The sequence below is a fragment of the Microbacterium aquilitoris genome (genome assembly GCF_031932285.1).
Classification (GTDB): Bacteria; Actinomycetota; Actinomycetes; order Actinomycetales; family Microbacteriaceae; genus Microbacterium; species Microbacterium aquilitoris.
Genome location: NZ_JAUZVT010000002.1, coordinates 987186 through 1004193, shown reverse-complemented (window position 1 = coordinate 1004193; position 17008 = coordinate 987186). Strand labels below are relative to the sequence as shown.

The following is a 17008-nucleotide window of genomic DNA, read 5'->3' as shown; positions in this document are numbered from 1 at the left end:
CGAAGCTGACTACTCTCATCCGAGCCACTTCCTGGAGATCCTCCCTTGTCTGATCTGATCGCCCCGGCGGATGTCGACCTTCCTGCCGACGGTTTCGCCCTGTTCCCCGACCGCTCCGTCGTCGCCCTCCGTGTCCGCGGCGAGCTGAAGGACCTCGCGACGGTCGTCGACTCTCTGGACGGCGTCGAGCCCGTGACGGTGTCGAGCCCCGATGGGCTGAACATCCTGCGCCACTCGACCGCCCACATCCTCGCGCAGGCGGTGCAGCGCGTCCGCCCGCAGGCGAACCTCGGGATCGGTCCGCCGATCACGGACGGCTTCTACTACGACTTCGGCGTCGACGAGCCGTTCACGCCGGAAGACCTGAAGGCCATCAAGAAGGAGATGGAGCGCATCGTCCGCGAAGGGCAGCGCTTCGTCCGCCGTGTGGTGACCGATGACGAGGCTCGCGCCGAACTCTCCGACGAGCCGTTCAAGCTCGAGCTCATCGGGCTCAAGGGCGGGTCGCAGGAAGCCGCCGAGGGCGCCTCGGTCGAGGTCGGCGCCGGCGAGCTGACCATCTACGACAACGTCACCCGCGACGGCGAGACCGCGTGGAAGGACCTCTGCCGCGGGCCCCACGTGCCGAGCACCCGTGTCGCCGGCAACGGCTGGGACCTCACCCGCGTCGCCGGCGCCTACTGGCGCGGCAGCGAGAAGAACCCGCAGCTGCAGCGCATCTACGGCACCGCGTGGCCCACGAAGGACGAGCTGCGCGCCTATCAGCACCGTCTTGAGGAGGCTGCCAAGCGCGATCACCGCAAGCTCGGCAAGGACCTGGACCTCTTCTCGTTCCCCGAGGAGATCGGGCCCGGCCTGTCGGTGTTCCACCCCAAGGGCGGCATCATCCGGTACGAGATCGAGCGCTACATGCGCGAGAGCCTCCTCGCCAACGGATACCAGGTCGTGAACACGCCTCACATCACCAAGGGCGATCTGTTCATGACGAGCGGCCACCTGCAGTGGTACGCAGACGGCATGTACCCCCCGATGGTGCTCGACGAGGTGGTGGATGCCGACGGCCACGTCTCACGCGAGGGCCAGGAGTACTACCTCAAGCCCATGAACTGCCCGTTCCACAACCTGATCTTCCGCTCGCGCGGACGCAGCTACCGCGAGCTGCCGCTGCGTCTCAGCGAGTTCGGCTCGGTCTACCGGTACGAGAAGAGCGGCACCCTCGCGGGACTCACCCGGGTGCGGGGGATGACGCAGGACGACACCCACATCTACGTGACCGCCGACCAGGTCAAGGGCGAGCTCGAGCACAGCCTCGCCTTCGTGCTGCAGACCCTTCGCGACTACGGCCTGAACGACTTCTACCTCGAACTGTCGACGAAGGAGGAGGGAAACCCCAAGTTCATCGGCGACGACCGCCTGTGGGACGAGGCGACGCAGACCCTCCGCGAGGTCGCCGAGGGCTCCGGCCTGGAGCTCGTGCCCGACCCGGGTGGGGCTGCGTTCTACGGCCCGAAGATCTCCGTCCAGGCGCGTGACGCGATCGGGCGCACCTGGCAGATGTCGACGATCCAGCTCGACTTCAACCAGCCCGAGCGGTTCGAGCTCGAGTACACCGGCCCCGACGGTGAGAAGCACCGGCCGGTCATGATCCACCGTGCGCTGTTCGGCTCGATCGAGCGTTTCTTCGCGATCCTCCTCGAGCACTACGCCGGGGCCTTCCCGGTATGGCTCGCTCCCGTCCAGGTCGTCGGCATCCCCGTCGCCGAGGAGTACGGTCCGTACCTCGACGAGATCGTCGCGCGCCTGCGCGCAGTGGGCGTCCGCGCCGAAGTCGACCACTCCGACGACCGCATGCCGAAGAAGATCCGCACCCACACGACCCAGAAGGTCCCCCTGCAGCTCATCGCGGGGGAGCAGGACCGTTCCGGGGGCACGGTGTCGTTCCGCTTCCGCGACGGGTCGCAGACCAACGGCATCCCGGTGGACGAGGCGATCGAGAAGATCGTCGCGGCGATCGCGGGTCGTCTTCTCGTGAACACGGCCGAGGACCTCGTATGAGCGACCCCGACGAGGGTCGGGCGGAACCGGCATCCGCTCTCGCGGGCGTGCCGGACGAGTTCCAGCGACTGTGGACCCCGCATCGGATGGCCTACATCCAGGCGGGACCGGAACCCCTCAAGCACGACTGCCCGTTCTGCGCCGCACCCGGCAAATCGGACGAGGAGGGACTCATCGTCGCCCGCGGCGAGACGGCGTACGTCCTGCTGAACCTGTTCCCGTACAACTCCGGTCACCTGCTCGTGTGCCCGTACCGCCACTTCGGCACGTACGACGAGGCGACGCCCGAAGAGGTCGCCGAGATCGGCGCGCTGACCCAGGTGGCCATGCGGGTGCTGCGGAAGGTCGCGAACTGCGACGGCTTCAACCTCGGGATGAACCAGGGCGAGGTCGCCGGTGCGGGCGTCGCGGCGCACCTGCACCAGCACGTCGTCCCCCGCTGGGCGACGGACGCGAACTTCTTCCCGATCATCGCGAAGACGAAGGCGCTTCCCCAGCTGCTCGGCGAGGTCCGCCAGTCGGTGGCGGACGGCTGGCCCGTCCTCTGACGAGCCCGCCGCCCGTGGCGATCACCGGACCTGAGTGACCTCGAACTGCATCCGCGGGTGCGCGTACGCCTCCTGCGACTCGACGAGCTGCAGTTCGCGCGTGCCGGCGTCGTAGGTGTTCTGCAGAAGGTCGAACACGCTCGAGGTGGTCTTCGCGAGCGCGTCGGCGGCGTTCCCGCTCTCGCGGAAGTGGGCGGTGAACAGGGCGGCGGTCACGTCGCCGGAGCCGTTCGCCTTCATCGGGATGTGCGGGGTGCGGACGATCCAGGCACCGTCATCCGTCACGGCGAGCATCTCGATCGTCCCCTCGGGGCGGTCGGGCCGCTCGACGCTCGTCACGAGCACGGTCGACGGTCCCAGGGCACGCGCCGCGTCGACGGAGGCGAGGGTCGACTCGAGGTCGGCCGGGTCGGTCCCGGTGAGGAAGCCGAGCTCGAACTGGTTCGGCGTGATCAGGTCGGCGGCGGGGACGACCCGCTCGCGCAGGAGGACCGGGATGGCGGGGGCCACGAAGCATCCGCTCTTCGCGTTGCCCATGACGGGGTCGCAGGCGTAGATCGCGTTCGGGTTGGCGGCCTTGACGCGCGCGACGGCGTCGAGGATGACGTCGCCGATTCCCTCGCCGCCCTGATAGCCCGAGAGGACCGCGTCGATCTCGCCGAAGGCGCCGCGTTCCTCGATGCCGGTGATGACGTCGGCGACGTCCTGCGGGCTGATGAGCGGGCCGCGCCAGGCGCCGTACCCGGTGTGGTTCGAGAAGTTGACGGTGTAGACCGGGTAGACCTCGACGCCGATGCGCTGCAGCGGGAACACGGCGGCGGAGTTTCCGACGTGGCCGTACGCGACGGCGGACTGGATGGAGAGGATCTTCACGGGGCGGTACTCGCTTCCGGTGAGGGCGCGATCGCTCGCGCCGAGGCGGCGACGTCGGCGGCGAGCCGCGCGAGGTCGGTGTCGGACAGGTCGTGGACGGTGAGGCGCAGGCGGCGACGGGCGTCGTCGTCGGCGAGGACGAATTCGTCGCCGGGTCGAGCGAGCCAGCCGCGTCGCATCAGCTGCTCGGCGACGGCGCGGGCGGGAGCAGGGACGCGCACCCACAGGCTGAGGCCGTCGCCCGCCGTCGTGGGGACACCCTGGCGCGTCAGTTCGTCGGCGAACGCCTCGTTGCGCAATCGGTAGTGCTGAGCCGCGCGTTCGACCTCGGCCATGACCTCGTCGTCGGACACCAGGGTGACGGCGAGGCGCTGCAGGAGGTGGCTCACCCACGTCGACCCGGGGCTGAGCCGCCGAGCCAGTCGCTCCGCCGTGTCGCGGTCGCTCGCGGTCACGGCCAGGCACATGTCCGGCCCGAGGAACTTCGAGACCGACCGGATCAGGGCCCACCGACGATGGTCTGGGCCGATGATCGAGTGGTACGGCTCCCGCGAGAGCATCGAGAAGTGGTCGTCCTCGATGACCAGAACGTACGGATGCCGCGCCAGCACGGCGCGGAGCTCCGCCGCCCGCTCGGCGGTCAGGCTCACGCCGGTGGGGTTCTGCGCCCGAGGCGTGCAGACGATGGCGCGGACGCCCGCGTCGAGCGCGGCCTGGAGGCCGACCACCGTCATCCCGTGCTCGTCGACGGGGATGGCGACGGGCCGGTAGCCGCCGATCTTCACGGTCCGCAGTGCCGACAGGAAACAGGGGTCTTCGAGTCCGACTCCGTCGTCGCGGGTGAGGGCGTCGGCGAACAGCCGCTCGAGGGCGTCGACGGCGCCGCCGGTGATCGTCAGCCGGAGGTCATCGCGGCCCGGCAGGTCGTTCTCGATCCACCGGGCGGCCCACGCTTCGAGGTCCGGGTCGATCGTCGGCTCTCCGTAGAGGACGGGACGACCGGCGAGGCTCGACAGGGCGAGGGAGGGGTCAGGGATGAGGGTCGGATCGGGGTTCCCCGTCGCGATGTCGCGGAGGACCGTGTCGGCGGCGAACCCTTCTTGAGCGGGGTCCGAGCGGGGCGCCACGCGGGTTCCGGCTCGGCCGGCCGTCTCGACGGCGCCCGCGGCGGCGAGGTGGCGGTACGCCGCGACGACCGTGTTCCGGTTGACGCCGATCGTGTCGGCGAGCGCGCGAACCGGCGGCAGCGCAGCGCCCGGGGCGAGATCGCCGCGGTCGATGAGGGAACGGATGCTGTCCGCGATCTCCGCAGCAGTGTCGCCGCTGATCGCCAGGACATCGTTCGTCATGCCGTCGAGTCTATGTCCGGGTCATGCTAACTTTTGGCCTATGCCAACGAATTCGACCGGAACGGCGCGCGTCAAGCGTGGCCTCGCCGAGATGCTCAAGGGCGGCGTCATCATGGACGTCGTCACCGCCGACCAGGCCAAGATCGCCGAGGACGCCGGCGCCGTCGCCGTCATGGCGCTCGAGCGCGTACCGGCCGACATCCGCGCCCAGGGCGGCGTCGCACGCATGAGCGACCCCGATCTCATCGACGACATCATCGCGTCCGTCTCGATCCCCGTGATGGCCAAGGCGCGTATCGGACACTTCGTCGAGGCTCAGGTGCTGCAGGAGCTCGGCGTCGACTACATCGACGAGTCCGAGGTCCTCTCACCCGCCGACTACGTGAACCACATCGACAAGTGGGGCTACACCGTGCCCTTCGTCTGCGGTGCGACGAACCTCGGCGAGGCACTGCGGCGGATCACCGAGGGAGCGGCGATGATCCGCTCCAAGGGGGAGGCCGGCACGGGCGACGTGTCGGAGGCCATGAAGCACATCCGCAAGATCCGCGGTGAGATCGCCGCCCTGTCGGCGCTGTCGAAGGATCAGCTCTACGTCGCCGCGAAGGACCTGCAGGCGCCGTACGAGCTCGTTGCCGAGATCGCCGAGACCGGCACGCTCCCCGTCGTCCTCTTCGTCGCCGGTGGCGTCGCGACGCCCGCGGATGCGGCGATGATGATGCAGCTCGGGGCCGACGGGGTGTTCGTCGGGTCCGGCATCTTCAAGAGCGGCAACCCCGCCGAGCGCGCCGCCGCGATCGTGAAGGCGACGACCTTCTTCGACGACCCGAAGGTCGTCGCGGACGTGTCCCGGGGGCTCGGCGAGGCCATGGTCGGTATCAACGTGTCCGATCTCCCCGCTCCGCACCGGCTGGCGGACCGGGGCTGGTGACGAGACCTCGCATCGGCGTCCTCGCCCTCCAGGGCGATGTCCGTGAGCACTCCCGGGTGCTCACGGACCTGGGTGCCGACGTCCTCTCGGTCCGGCGTCCCGGCGATCTCGCCGCGGTGTCCGCGCTCGTCCTGCCCGGTGGCGAGTCGAGCGTGATCGACAAGCTCTCCCGCGCCTTCGGGATGCGCGAGCCCCTGCGTGCGGCGATCGCGGGCGGGATGCCGGTCCTCGGCACGTGCGCCGGCCTCATCCTTCTCGCGGACCGGCTCGAGGACGGCATCGTGGGTCAGCAGACGTTCGGCGGGCTCGACGTGACCGTGCGACGCAACGCGTTCGGCTCGCAGACCGAGTCGTTCGAGACCGATCTCGAGGTTCCGGCGGTGGGGGACCCGCGCGTGAAGGCCACGTTCATCCGTGCGCCGATCGTGAGCGAGGTCGGTCCGTCGGCCGAGGTGATCGCGCGTCTCCCCGACGGCGGCGTCGTCGGAGTCCGGCAGGGGGGCGTGATGGGGCTCTCGTTCCACCCCGAGCTCGACGGCGAGAGGCGCTTCCACAAGCTCCTCCTGGATGCCGCGCGTGACGCGTAGCGAAGGGGCGCGGCCTCGGTCCTAGACTGGACCCTGCGCTTTTTCCGAGAGGAGTCCCATGAGCGGACATTCCAAGTGGGCGACCACCAAGCACAAGAAGGCCGTCATCGACTCGCGTCGCGCGAAGTCGTGGGCGAAGCTCATCAAGAACATCGAGGTCGCCGCCAAGCTCGGCGGCGCCGATCTGCAGGGCAACCCGACGCTGTTCGACGCCGTCCTGAAGGCCAAGAAGACGTCGGTCCCCAAAGACAACATCGATCGCGCCATCAAGCGTGGCGCAGGCATCGGCGGCGAGTCCGTCGAGTACACCTCGATCATGTACGAGGCCTACGGCCCGAACGGCGTGGCACTCATGGTCGAGTGTCTGACCGACAACAAGAACCGCGCCGCCGCCGAGGTCCGGACCGCCCTCACCCGCAACGGCGGCACGCTCGCCGACCCCGGCTCGGTCGCGTACAACTTCGCCCGCAAGGGCGTCATCGTCGTCTCCGGCGAGGGCACGACCGAGGACGACGTCATGATGGCCGCCCTCGAGGCGGGCGCCGAGGAGATCGAGCCGCACTCCGAGGGCTTCGAGGTCGTCACCGAGGCATCCGACCTCGTCTCTGTCCGCACCGCGCTGACCGACGCAGGTATCGAGTACGAGTCGGCGGACGTCGAGTTCGTCCCGAACCTCAAGGTCGAGATCGACGCCGACACGGCGCGCAAGGTCTTCCGACTGATCGACGCCCTCGAGGACAGCGAAGACGTCCAGAACGTGTACGCCAACTTCGACCTCACCGCCGAGGTGCAGGCCGAGCTCGAGGACGACGAGTCAGAGTAAGGCCTCACCGGGCGCGCCGACGAGCGGATGCCGCACCTCCCGCCTAGCGTGGGGGAGTGGCATCCGCTCTTCGCGTTCTCGGGATCGACCCGGGCCTGACCCGGTGCGGCGTCGGGGTGGTCGATGTCCGCCCCGACCGGTCGGCCTCGCTCGTCCACGTAGGTGTCGTCCGCTCCTCGCCGGAGGCGCCGATCGAGCAGCGCCTCGCGACGATCGCCGCCGGCATCCGTGCGGTCCTAGCCGAGCACGGGCCCGACGTCGTCGCCGTCGAGCGGGTCTTCGCACAGCAGAACCGGAGCACCGTGATGGGCACGGCCCAGGCGAGCGGCATAGCCCTGCTCCTCGCGGCCGAGCACGGTCTGCCCGCGGCGACGCACACTCCGTCGGAGGTGAAGGCGGCGATTACCGGGTATGGGAACGCCGAGAAGCTCCAGGTCCAGACGATGGTCGCCCGTGTGCTGCGTCTGGACGCTCTCCCGCAGCCGGCCGACGCAGCGGACGCCCTGGCGCTCGCGCTGTGCCATGCCTGGCGGCGCGGGTCGTCGGCCCCCGTCGGTGCGGCGCTGACTCCGGCCCAGCGCGCCTGGGCTGAGGCCGAGAAGGCGTCGCGACGCTGACGCGTGTCGCTCGAACATACGTCCGAACGCTCCCGTAGGCTCGTCGCATGATCTCCTCGCTGCGCGGTCGCGTGATCCACCTCGAACCCGACTCCGCCGTCGTCGACGTGCACGGTGTGGGCTACGCCGTGGCCGTCACCGCTCAGTACGCACGGCAGGTGCACCTGGGCGACGAGGTCTTCGTCCACACGGCGATGATCGTCCGCGAAGACGCCATGCTGCTCTTCGGATTCGAGGACCGCTCCGAGCTCGACGTCTTCGGGCATCTGCTCAGCGTGTCCGGCGTGGGTCCGAAGTCCGCCCTCGGTGTCCTCTCGTCCCTCACGGTCGACCAGATCGCGACGGCGGTCGCCGACGAGGACGACGCTCCGTTCCGTCGTGTCTCGGGCATCGGTCCGAAGACCGCGAAGCTCATCGTGGTCCAGCTGGCCGGCAAGCTCACGGCGCCCACCCGCACCGCCGCGGGCGCCCCGATTCCGCAGGGGCTGGGCGCGCAGGTGTCCGCGGCCCTCATGGCGCTCGGGTGGAATGAACGCGTCGCACTCGAGACGGCGGAGAACGTCCTCGCCGACGCGCCCGCCGGAGCGTCGGTACCGGCGCTCCTCAAACTCGCGCTCGCCCAGCTGGGCCCGGCCCGTGCGGAGCGCTCCGGTGTCTGATCCCCGCGACCAGCGCCTCCCCGAGAACGAGACCGAGCTCGCTGTCGAGGGTGCGCTCCGCCCCGGCTCGCTCGCGGAGTTCATCGGGCAGATGAAGGTGCGCGGACAGCTGCAGTTGCTGTTGGATGCCGCCCGCATCCAACAGCGTCCCGCCGACCACATCCTCCTGTCGGGCCCGCCCGGACTGGGTAAGACGACTCTCGCGATGATCGTCGCCCACGAGAGCGAGCGGCCGCTCCGGATGTCGAGCGGTCCCGCGATCCAGCACGCCGGCGACCTCGCCGCCCTCCTGTCGAGTCTCGTGCCGGGTGAGGTGCTGTTCATCGACGAGATCCACCGCATGGCGCGCTCCGCCGAGGAGATGCTGTACCTCGCGATGGAGGACTTCCGCATCGACATCATGGTCGGAAAGGGAGCCGGTGCGACCAGCATCCCGCTCGACCTCGCGCCCTTCACCCTCGTCGGTGCGACCACCCGCTCCGGGCTGCTCCCCAACCCCCTCCGCGACCGCTTCGGCTTCACCGCGCACCTCGAGTACTACGAGCCGGTCGAGCTCGAGCAAGTCATCGCCCGCTCGGCGGTGATGCTCGACGTCGATGTGCCCGCGGCATCCCGGGAGGAGATCGCCCGTCGATCGCGCGGCACCCCTCGCATCGCGAACCGGCTGCTCCGCCGTGTGCGCGACTACGTCGTCGTCCACGGCGGCTCGTCGACACAGGCGACGACGGGCGACGTCTCGGCGGCCCTCGAGCTTTACGACGTCGACGACCTCGGGCTCGACCGCCTCGACCGCGCGGTGCTCGACGCGCTCGTGCGACGTTTCCGCGGCGGCCCCGTGGGACTGAACACCCTCGCCGTGACGGTGGGGGAGGAAGCCGACACGATCGAGTCGGTCGTCGAGCCCTACCTCGTCCGGATCGGGTTCATGGGACGCACTCCCCGGGGGCGGGTCGCGACCCCCGAGGCCTACGCCCACCTGGGGATCCCCCGTCACGACGGGGCGCTGACCCTCGATGACCTATAATCGCTGAAGGCTCCGGCCTCCCACCCTCTTCGCCGCATCGATGCGGCGTGCCCTCCCGAAAGGCGGACCCGCGTCCATGTTGCTTCTCTCCCAGCAGAACACCCAGCAGGCCACCGGAGGAAACTTCTTCATGGACTACGGCCTGCTCATCCTGCTGGCGGCTCTGCTGGTCTTCATGTTCGTCAGCTCGCGTCGCCGCGCGAAGAAGATGAAGGAGCAGCAGGAGCAGAAGGCTCAGCAGATGGTCCCGGGCGTCAAGGTCCTGCTCCAGGGCGGGCTCTACGGCACGATCGTCGAGTACGACCCGACCGACCTCTCCAAGCCGGCTCACGTGGAGCTCGCTCCCGGCATGGTCGTCGAGGTCCACAGCCAGGCCATCCTCCGCATCGTCGAGGACGAGGAGCCTGTCGTCGACGAGGACGAGCAGGTCGCCGGTGACGACGTCATCGTCTCGCGCGACGAGACGATCCTCGACTCGCGTCCCGTCGACAGCACGCCCGACGCGGACGACAAGCCCAAGGCCTGATCTCCTCCGCTTCGGCGGTCCCTGAAGAAAGTTCCCTCCGTGGCTTCATCCACCCCCGTCCGCCGCGCCTGGCGCGCACTCATCGGACTCCTCGCCCTGACCGCCGTGCTCTTCGGGGTGAACGCCGCGGGCGTCATCCTCTTCGAGAAGAGTTCGTGGGTGCCCGAGTTGGCGCTCGACCTCCAGGGCGGCACGCAGATCATCCTGCAGGCGCAGACCCGGGAGGGCGCTCAGCCCACAGCGGATCAGATGCAGCAGGCGGTCTCGATCATCCGTCAGCGTGTGGATGCCTCGGGTGTCGGCGAGACCGACATCACGACGCAGGCGGGCAACCAGATCGTGGTGCAGCTTCCGGGCATCGCCGACGAGGAGACGCGCGACCGCATCGGCCGTTCGGCGCAGATGCAGCTGCGGGCCGTCCTCTACACGGCGGCCCCGAGCAACACGTTCGTCGGTGACGACGGCAAGCAGACCCCGTACCCGACGCCCGGTCCGTCCCTGAACGCGACTCCCACTCCGGCGCCGACGAACGGCAGCGACCTGTCGTGGGCGACGGAAGAGGTGCAGGCCGAGTTCCTCGCCTACGACTGCGCGAAGCCCGCGAACGACCCGGCCCAGGAACCCGCGGACCAGCCACTGATCACCTGCGACGCGGACGGTTCGGCCAAGTACCTCCTGGGACCCGTGGAGCTCACCGGCTCCGCGATCTCCGACGCGACCAACGGTCTGAACTCGCAGAACGGCCAGTGGGCCGTCAACATCGTCTTCAACGGGGCCGGCACAAAGACTTTCGGGGACATCAGCCAGCGGCTCTTCAATCTGCAGTCGCCGCAGAACCAGTTCGCCTTCGTCCTGGACGGCGAGGTCATCTCCGCTCCGTCGATGAACGCCGTGATCACCGACGGCAAGCCGCAGATCACCGGCAACTTCGACCAGGAGACCTCGAAGACGCTCGCGGATCAGCTCAAGTACGGCGCTCTTCCGTTGAGCTTCGAGGTCCAGAGCAGCAACTCGATCTCGGCGACGCTCGGATCGCAGCAGCTGCTCATCGGTCTCGTCGCCGGACTCATCGGTCTCGCCCTGGTCGCCATCTACTCGCTGACGGTCTACCGTGCCCTCGGCTCGGTCATCATCGCGTCGCTCGCAGTGATGGGCGTCCTCACCTACATCACCCTGTGCATCCTCGCGTGGCGGATGGGGTTCCGACTCTCCCTCGCGGGTGTGGCCGGCCTGATCGTGACGATCGGCTTCACGGCCGACTCGTTCATCGTCTACTTCGAGCGCGTCAGGGACGAACTCCGCGACGGCAAGTCGATCACCGGTGCCGTCGAAGACGGCTGGGACCGCGCCAAGCGCACGATCTACATCTCGAAGTCGATCAACATCCTCGCCGCCGTCGTGCTGTACATCCTGGCCGACTCGACGGTGAAGGGCTTCGCCTTCACGCTGGGTCTGACCACCGTGATCGACGTTCTCATCTTCGTGCTCTTCACGCACCCCGTGATGCAGCTGCTCGCGCGGACGCGTTTCTTCGGTGGGGGGCACCCGCTCTCGGGTCTCGATCCGACAGCACTCGGTGCCGTCTACCGTGGTCGTGCGCAGTTCCGCGCACCCGTCGCCGCCGGCGGCAAGTCCCAGGCCGAGAAGCGCTCGTCGCGGTCACGCAGCGAAGCCGTCCGCCGACAGACCATCGCTGAGCGCAAGCTCGCGGAGCAGAGCGGCACCAACCGCTCGGCAGGGGAGGGGAACGACTGATGCGTTCCATGAGTGATTTCGGTAACGACCTCTACACGGGCAAGGTCTCCTTCCCGTTCGTCGGCCGCCGCCGTCTCTGGTTCCTGATCGCGGCGATCCTCGTGATCGGTTCGGCGCTCGTGCCGGTCTTCCGTCCGGTCCAGTTCTCGATCGAGTTCACCGGCGGATCGCAGTTCACCGTCAACGACGTCGCCAAGCCCGACCAGCTGCTCGCGACCAAGGCGGTCCAGTCGGTCGTCCCGGACGCCGCGCCGCGCGTCACGACGGTCGGCGACGACAGCCTCCGCATCCAGACCGACCAGATGGGTGAGATCGAGACCCGCGAGGTCACCTCGGCTCTCGTCGAGGCGTACGGGGTGTCGGACAAGAGCGTCAGCTCGTCGTTCATCGGGCCGAGCTGGGGGGAGAGCGTGACTCGTCAATCCCTCTGGGGCCTGGCGATCTTCCTCGTACTGACGTTCGTGATCCTCGCGCTGTACTTCCGTACCTTCAAGATGTCGGTCGCCGCCATGATCGGTCTGGTCGACGTGCTCGTCGTCACCGTGGGCGTCTACGCGCTGTTCGGCTTCGAGATCTCGCCTGCGGCCGTGATCGGCTTCCTCACGATCTTGTCCTACTCGCTGTACGACACCACGGTCGTCTTCGACAAGATCCGCGAGAACACCTTCGAGGACGGCGAGAAGTCCGGTCGGACCTTCGGCGAGTCGGTCAACCTCGCCGTGAACCAGACCCTCATCCGATCGATCAACACGACCGTCGTGGCGGTGCTGCCGACGGGGGCGATCCTCTTCATCGGCGCCCTGTGGCTCGGGGCTCAGACCCTGACGGACATCTCGCTGTCGATCTTCGTCGGAACGATCGTCGCGGCGTACTCCACGCTGTTCGTCGCTGCGCCACTGTACTCGCTCCTGCGCGAGAACGAGGCCGACCTCAAGGCGCGCGACCAGCGTGTCGTGGAGGCTCGCTCGGCAGCCGTCGCCGCGGTCTGAGCCGGATGCGCGCGGGCGTAGGATTGACCTCCAGTTCCAGGCGCGTACGGGCATACAGGAGGCGATCGCATGGCTGAAGCGGTCACTCCGACAGGGTCTGCGACGGGCGGGCAATCGCTGCGCAGGCTCGTGCCGCGCATCTTCTCGCGGGCCCCGTCTCGCGACGCCCTCGAAGAGCTCATGCGGACGGTGCGCGTTCACCACCCCAAGGGCGACATCGCGATCGTCGAGCGCGCGTACCGGACGGCGGCGAAAGCGCACGCGTCCCAGAAGCGCCAGAGCGGCGAGCCGTACATCACGCATCCGCTCGCGGTCGCGCAGATCCTCGCCGAACTCGGCCTCGGTCCGCGCGCGATCGCCGCGGCCCTCCTGCACGACACGGTCGAGGACACCGACTACTCGCTCGATCAGCTGACCGCCGACTTCGGCGACGAGGTCGCGATGCTGGTCGACGGCGTCACGAAGCTCGACAAGGTCAAGTACGGCGACGCTGCGCAGGCGGAGACCGTCCGCAAGATGATCGTCGCGATGTCCAAAGACATCCGCGTTCTGCTGATCAAGCTCGCGGACCGCCTGCACAACGCTCGCACCTGGGGGTTCGTCCCTCCCGAGAAGGCCGCCAAGAAGGCCCGCGAGACGCTCGAGATCTACGCGCCGCTGGCGCACCGTCTCGGCATCCAGACCGCCAAGAGCGAGCTCGAGGATCTGTCGTTCGCGGTGCTCCACCCCAAGCTCTATGCCGAGATCGACTCGCTCGTGAAGCAGCGCACCCCGCAGCGCGAGCAGTACGTGCACACGGTCATCGACAACGTCGAGGCGGACCTGCGAGACCTCCGCATCCGCGGACGCGTCATGGGGCGGCCCAAGCAGCTGTACTCCGTCTACCAGAAGATGGTGGTCCGCGGTCGCGAGTTCGACGACATCTACGACCTCATCGGCATCCGCATCATGGTGGGCACGGTCAGGGATTGCTACGCCGTCCTCGGTGCGATCCATGCACGGTGGACGCCGATCCCGGGCCGGTTCAAGGACTACATCGCGACGCCGAAGTTCAACCTCTACCAGTCGCTCCACACGACGGTCATCGGTCCCGGCGGACGCACGGTCGAGATCCAGATCCGCACGCATGAGATGCACCAGCAGGCCGAGTACGGCGTCGCGGCGCACTGGAAGTACAAGGAGCAGATCGCCGGCGGTAAGGCGGACTCCAAGGCGATCGACCAGGACATGGCCTGGCTCGCGCACATCTCCGACTGGCAGGCAGAGACCGCAGACCCCGGCGAGTTCCTCGACTCGCTGCGCTTCGAGATCGGTGCGAAGGAGGTCTACGTCTTCACGCCGAAGGGTCGCGTCGTGGGGCTTCCCGCGGGGGCGACCCCGGTCGACTTCGCGTACGCGGTGCACACCGAGATCGGCCACCGCACGATGGGGGCGAAGGTCAACGGCAGGCTCGTGCCCCTCGAGTCCGAGCTGCACTCCGGTGACGTCGTCGAGGTGTTCACCTCGAAGAATCCGGATGCCGGGCCGAGCCAGGACTGGCTGGCCTTCGTCAAGAGCACCCGAGCGCGCAACAAGATCCGCGGCTGGTTCACGAAGGAACGCCGAGACGAGGCCGTCGAGCAGGGCAAGGACGCGATCGCTCGCGCGATGCGCCGACAGAACCTACCGCTGCAGCGGCTCATGAGCCAGGACTCGTTCACCGCCGTCGCCCACCAGCTCCGGTACGAAGACGTGACCGCGCTCTACGCGGCGGTCGGCGAAGGCCACGTCTCGACGCAGTCCGTCATCGAGAAGGTGACCGCGCTCGTCCGTTCCGAGGAGGAGGAGACCTCCACCGGTCCCATCGACCTGCCGGCCGTAGGGCGTTCGAAGGCGCCGCGCGGTGGCGACTCCGGTGTCCTCGTCCGCGGCGCCCCCGACATCCTCGTCAAACTCGCCAAGTGCTGCACACCGGTGCCGGGCGACGAGATCGTGGGCTTCGTGACCCGCGGAAGCGGTGTGTCGGTGCACCGAGCGGACTGCACGAACGTCGGCTCGCTCCGCGATCAGCCCGATCGACTGATCGACGTGTCATGGGCTCCGACGTCGAAGAGCGTCTTCCTCGTGCACATCCAGGTGGAGGCGCTCGACCGTTCGGGCCTGCTCAGCGACATCACGCGGGTGCTCAGCGAACACCACGTGAATATCCTGTCGGCATCCGTCCAGACGACCAACGACCGTCTGGCCCTCAGCCGTTACGTCTTCGAGATGGGCGACACCGTCCACCTCGATCGCGTGTTGAACGCCGTCCGGCGCATCGACGCCGTGTACGACGTCTACCGGGTCACTTCTTCCTGACGCCGCCGTAGTTCTGCGGCCGCCGCCCGTTTGTGGTGGATGGGACCCGCCGCGTCGATCCAGGTGACGGCATCGGCGAGGAGGTCCGGTCGCCACGCGAGCATGTCATCGACCAGGTGGCGCGGCGAGCCGCCGACCACGGCGTCGCGGACGAGGTCGACGAGGGTGCGGACGGGCGTCGTCACGGCGACGCCGCTGATGAGCTCGATGTCGCCGGCCGGCAGCGCGACGTCCCGGAACCGGATGCGCGCGTCGACCGGGAACGCTGCTCGCCGCCGGCCGGCGCGCTGCAGAGTGTGGATGAGCGGCGGGTCCGGGATGGCACCGTGCACCCACGCCGCGCTCGCGTGGGTGACTGCGCGCTCCGGCCCGCCGATGGAGCGGAAGGACGCTGCGCGCAGCTCTCGTGTCTCGACGGCGTCCGCCGGCATGAACGCCTCGCCGACCTCCACCAGGTCGCCGTCGAGACGGGCGGCGGTCAGCTCCGCAGTCGACAACCGATCATCGGCGAAGTAGAGGAACGGCCACATGAGGGCAGTCTGCGCCATCGAGGTGTGTCGCCGTCGGGCCGCCGACACCTCTGTGGAGAACGCAGAGAGCGGAGCACCCCGGGGGAGTGCTCCGCTCTCTGTCGGTACGAGGTGTCAGCCGCCGAGGGCGCGCAGCCAGCCCTTGCGGGCTTCGAGAGCGTCCTTCGCCTTGGCGATGGCGGCCTTGTCCTTCGTGTCCTCTGCGGCCGCGAGTTCTTCTTCGAGCTTGGTGATGGCGTCCTGGAGCTGGCTCGTCATGTCGTTCTGACGTGCCTTCGTCTCGGGGTTGTTGCGCTTCCAGTCCTCGTCCTCGCGGGACTTCAGCGTGGTCTCGACCTTGCGGAGCTGGTCGTCCAGCCCGCGCTCGGTGTCGCGCGGGAACACACGACCGATCTCGTCCCAGCGGCGCTGGATGTTCGTGAGGAGTGTGCGCGCCTTGGCGTTGTCCTTCTCCTTCGCGACGGCGGCGGCTTCGTCGAGCAGAGCGCGCTTGGCCTCGATCTTCTCCTTCGATGCTTCTACGTCCGCGTTCTCGCGTTCGATGCGCGCACCGTAGAGGACGTCGCCGGCGGCCTTGAACCGGGCCCAGAGCGCGTCGTCCGCCTTCTTTCCGGCGCGGCCGGCGCTCTTCCACTGGTCGAGCAGCTCGCGGTACGCCGAGATGCCATCCTCACCCCTCGTCGCCAGCGCCTCGGCGCGCTCGACGAGGCGCGTCTTCGCGTCGCGGGCGCTCTTGTGCTGCTCGTCGAGGCTCGAGTAGAACTCGCGCCGGTTCTTGTCGACGACGGCACGTGCGTCACGGAATCGCTTCCAGAGCTGCTGACCGACCGCCTTGGGCAGGCGGGGGCCGGTGCTCTGGTGCTCCTGCCAGCGTGCGAACAGCGCGGCCACGTCCGCCGTCGTCTGCTTCCACTGGATGGAGCGCGGGTCCTTGGCGGCGATCGCCTCGATCTCGGCGACGATGCTCTCGCGCTCGGCGACGGCGGCATCCACTGCTGCCCGCTGCGCCTGCGCCTCTTCCGCACTCGCTTCGGACAGTGCCCCCTCGAGCGCGGTGACGCGTGCCTCGAGCGTGGCCAGGTCGCCGACTGCGGCAGCGCCGTCGAGCCGTTCACGGATCGTCCGGGCGGTGCCGCGCAGGTCTGATGCCGAGGCGCCGCCCCGACGGTGGCGCACCTCGAGCAGCGTCACCTCGGAGGCGAGGTCTGCATACTTGCGCTCGAAGTAGGCGAGCGCCTCTTCGGGGGTGCCGTCGGGGTACTGGCCGACGACGCGCCACTGGTCGCCCTCACGGACGGAGACGGTGCCGTCGTCGTCGACGCGGCCCCACGGCTGGGTCTCGGCGGATTCGGGGGTGGCGGAACTCACGGGGGTCACCTCGTCGGCGGCATGCGCCGCATGGGGG

16 protein-coding genes are annotated in these 17008 nt (G+C 68.8%); 12 read left to right on the top strand and 4 right to left on the bottom strand.

From position 1 onward, the window contains the following. Nucleotides 1–45 precede the first annotated feature (45 nt). Nucleotides 46–2055, top strand: a complete 2010-nt coding sequence (thrS, locus tag Q9S78_RS11680) for a threonine--tRNA ligase (protein ID WP_311870317.1) — start codon at nt 46–48, stop codon at nt 2053–2055. Then, entirely contained in the window at nt 2052–2603 is a 552-nt protein-coding gene (locus tag Q9S78_RS11675) for an HIT family protein (RefSeq protein WP_020097321.1), read from the top strand. The genes thrS and Q9S78_RS11675 overlap by 4 nt, the downstream gene beginning before the upstream one ends. Before the next feature lie 21 nt (nt 2604–2624). On the opposite strand, the gene pdxY is transcribed toward Q9S78_RS11675, so the two are convergent. After that, a complete protein-coding gene (gene pdxY / locus Q9S78_RS11670; protein WP_311856694.1) occupies nt 2625–3476 on the bottom strand; it encodes a pyridoxal kinase PdxY in 852 nt (283 codons plus the stop codon). Then, nucleotides 3473–4825, bottom strand: coding sequence for an aminotransferase class I/II-fold pyridoxal phosphate-dependent enzyme (locus tag Q9S78_RS11665; RefSeq protein ID WP_311870315.1), 1353 nt, complete (start codon nt 4823–4825; stop codon nt 3473–3475). Before Q9S78_RS11665 ends, pdxY begins: the two co-directional genes overlap by 4 nt. A gap of 40 nt (nt 4826–4865) precedes the next feature. On the opposite strand from Q9S78_RS11665, the gene pdxS reads away from it, so the two are divergent. From pdxS to Q9S78_RS11615, 10 genes are all read left to right on the top strand, one after another. Then, entirely contained in the window at nt 4866–5756 is an 891-nt protein-coding gene (gene pdxS / locus Q9S78_RS11660; protein ID WP_018186716.1) for a pyridoxal 5'-phosphate synthase lyase subunit PdxS, read from the top strand. Next, the gene (pdxT, locus tag Q9S78_RS11655) at nt 5753–6343 is read left to right on the top strand and encodes a pyridoxal 5'-phosphate synthase glutaminase subunit PdxT (RefSeq protein WP_311870313.1); all 591 of its coding nucleotides are present in this window, start codon (nt 5753–5755) and stop codon (nt 6341–6343) included. The genes pdxS and pdxT overlap by 4 nt, the downstream gene beginning before the upstream one ends. A 58-nt stretch (nt 6344–6401) precedes the next feature. Further along, the gene (locus Q9S78_RS11650; RefSeq protein WP_018186718.1) at nt 6402–7166 is read left to right on the top strand and encodes a YebC/PmpR family DNA-binding transcriptional regulator; all 765 of its coding nucleotides are present in this window, start codon (nt 6402–6404) and stop codon (nt 7164–7166) included. Between the two features lie 56 nt (nt 7167–7222). Then, nucleotides 7223–7783, top strand: a complete 561-nt coding sequence (ruvC, locus tag Q9S78_RS11645; RefSeq protein ID WP_018186719.1) for a crossover junction endodeoxyribonuclease RuvC — start codon at nt 7223–7225, stop codon at nt 7781–7783. A gap of 47 nt (nt 7784–7830) precedes the next feature. Next, nucleotides 7831–8442, top strand: a complete 612-nt coding sequence (gene ruvA, locus Q9S78_RS11640; RefSeq protein WP_311870311.1) for a Holliday junction branch migration protein RuvA — start codon at nt 7831–7833, stop codon at nt 8440–8442. Beyond that, a complete protein-coding gene (ruvB, locus tag Q9S78_RS11635) occupies nt 8435–9466 on the top strand; it encodes a Holliday junction branch migration DNA helicase RuvB (RefSeq protein WP_018186721.1) in 1032 nt (343 codons plus the stop codon). The genes ruvA and ruvB overlap by 8 nt, the downstream gene beginning before the upstream one ends. A 76-nt stretch (nt 9467–9542) precedes the next feature. Beyond that, nucleotides 9543–9992 carry a preprotein translocase subunit YajC gene (locus Q9S78_RS11630; protein WP_018186722.1) on the top strand — a complete coding sequence of 150 codons (450 nt, stop codon included), beginning with the start codon at nt 9543–9545 and terminating at the stop codon, nt 9990–9992. Nucleotides 9993–10031: 39 nt separating this feature from the next. Continuing rightward, nucleotides 10032–11747, top strand: a complete 1716-nt coding sequence (gene secD, locus Q9S78_RS11625; protein ID WP_018186723.1) for a protein translocase subunit SecD — start codon at nt 10032–10034, stop codon at nt 11745–11747. Beyond that, nucleotides 11747–12736 carry a protein translocase subunit SecF gene (secF, locus tag Q9S78_RS11620; RefSeq protein ID WP_028497396.1) on the top strand — a complete coding sequence of 330 codons (990 nt, stop codon included), beginning with the start codon at nt 11747–11749 and terminating at the stop codon, nt 12734–12736. The genes secD and secF overlap by 1 nt, the downstream gene beginning before the upstream one ends. 69 nt (nt 12737–12805) lie before the next feature. Beyond that, the gene (locus tag Q9S78_RS11615) at nt 12806–15073 is read left to right on the top strand and encodes a RelA/SpoT family protein (RefSeq protein ID WP_018186725.1); all 2268 of its coding nucleotides are present in this window, start codon (nt 12806–12808) and stop codon (nt 15071–15073) included. On the opposite strand, the gene Q9S78_RS11610 is transcribed toward Q9S78_RS11615, so the two are convergent. Both Q9S78_RS11610 and Q9S78_RS11605 read right to left on the bottom strand, forming a co-directional pair. Beyond that, on the bottom strand, nt 15052–15621 hold the full coding sequence (locus Q9S78_RS11610; protein ID WP_311870309.1) for a type IV toxin-antitoxin system AbiEi family antitoxin: 570 nt from the start codon (nt 15619–15621) through the stop codon (nt 15052–15054). The two genes, Q9S78_RS11615 and Q9S78_RS11610, sit on opposite strands and share 22 nt — an antisense overlap. A gap of 96 nt (nt 15622–15717) precedes the next feature. Beyond that, a complete protein-coding gene (locus tag Q9S78_RS11605) occupies nt 15718–16971 on the bottom strand; it encodes a DUF349 domain-containing protein (protein ID WP_311870307.1) in 1254 nt (417 codons plus the stop codon). Between the last annotated feature and the right edge of the window lie 37 nt (nt 16972–17008).

Bases quoted from the DNA above. Each gene is read 5' to 3' on its own strand.
- Q9S78_RS11675 (WP_020097321.1), top strand. From the start codon at position 2,052: ATGAGCGACCCCGACGAGGGTCGGGCGGAACCGGCATCCGCTCTCGCG.
- Q9S78_RS11610 (WP_311870309.1), bottom strand. From the start codon at position 15,621: ATGGCGCAGACTGCCCTCATGTGGCCGTTCCTCTACTTCGCCGATGAT.
- Q9S78_RS11630 (WP_018186722.1), top strand. From the start codon at position 9,543: ATGTTGCTTCTCTCCCAGCAGAACACCCAGCAGGCCACCGGAGGAAAC.
- Q9S78_RS11615 (WP_018186725.1), top strand. From the start codon at position 12,806: ATGGCTGAAGCGGTCACTCCGACAGGGTCTGCGACGGGCGGGCAATCG.
- secF (WP_028497396.1), top strand. From the start codon at position 11,747: ATGCGTTCCATGAGTGATTTCGGTAACGACCTCTACACGGGCAAGGTC.
- Q9S78_RS11650 (WP_018186718.1), top strand. From the start codon at position 6,402: ATGAGCGGACATTCCAAGTGGGCGACCACCAAGCACAAGAAGGCCGTC.
- ruvA (WP_311870311.1), top strand. From the start codon at position 7,831: ATGATCTCCTCGCTGCGCGGTCGCGTGATCCACCTCGAACCCGACTCC.
- pdxS (WP_018186716.1), top strand. From the start codon at position 4,866: ATGCCAACGAATTCGACCGGAACGGCGCGCGTCAAGCGTGGCCTCGCC.
- Q9S78_RS11665 (WP_311870315.1), bottom strand. From the start codon at position 4,825: ATGACGAACGATGTCCTGGCGATCAGCGGCGACACTGCTGCGGAGATC.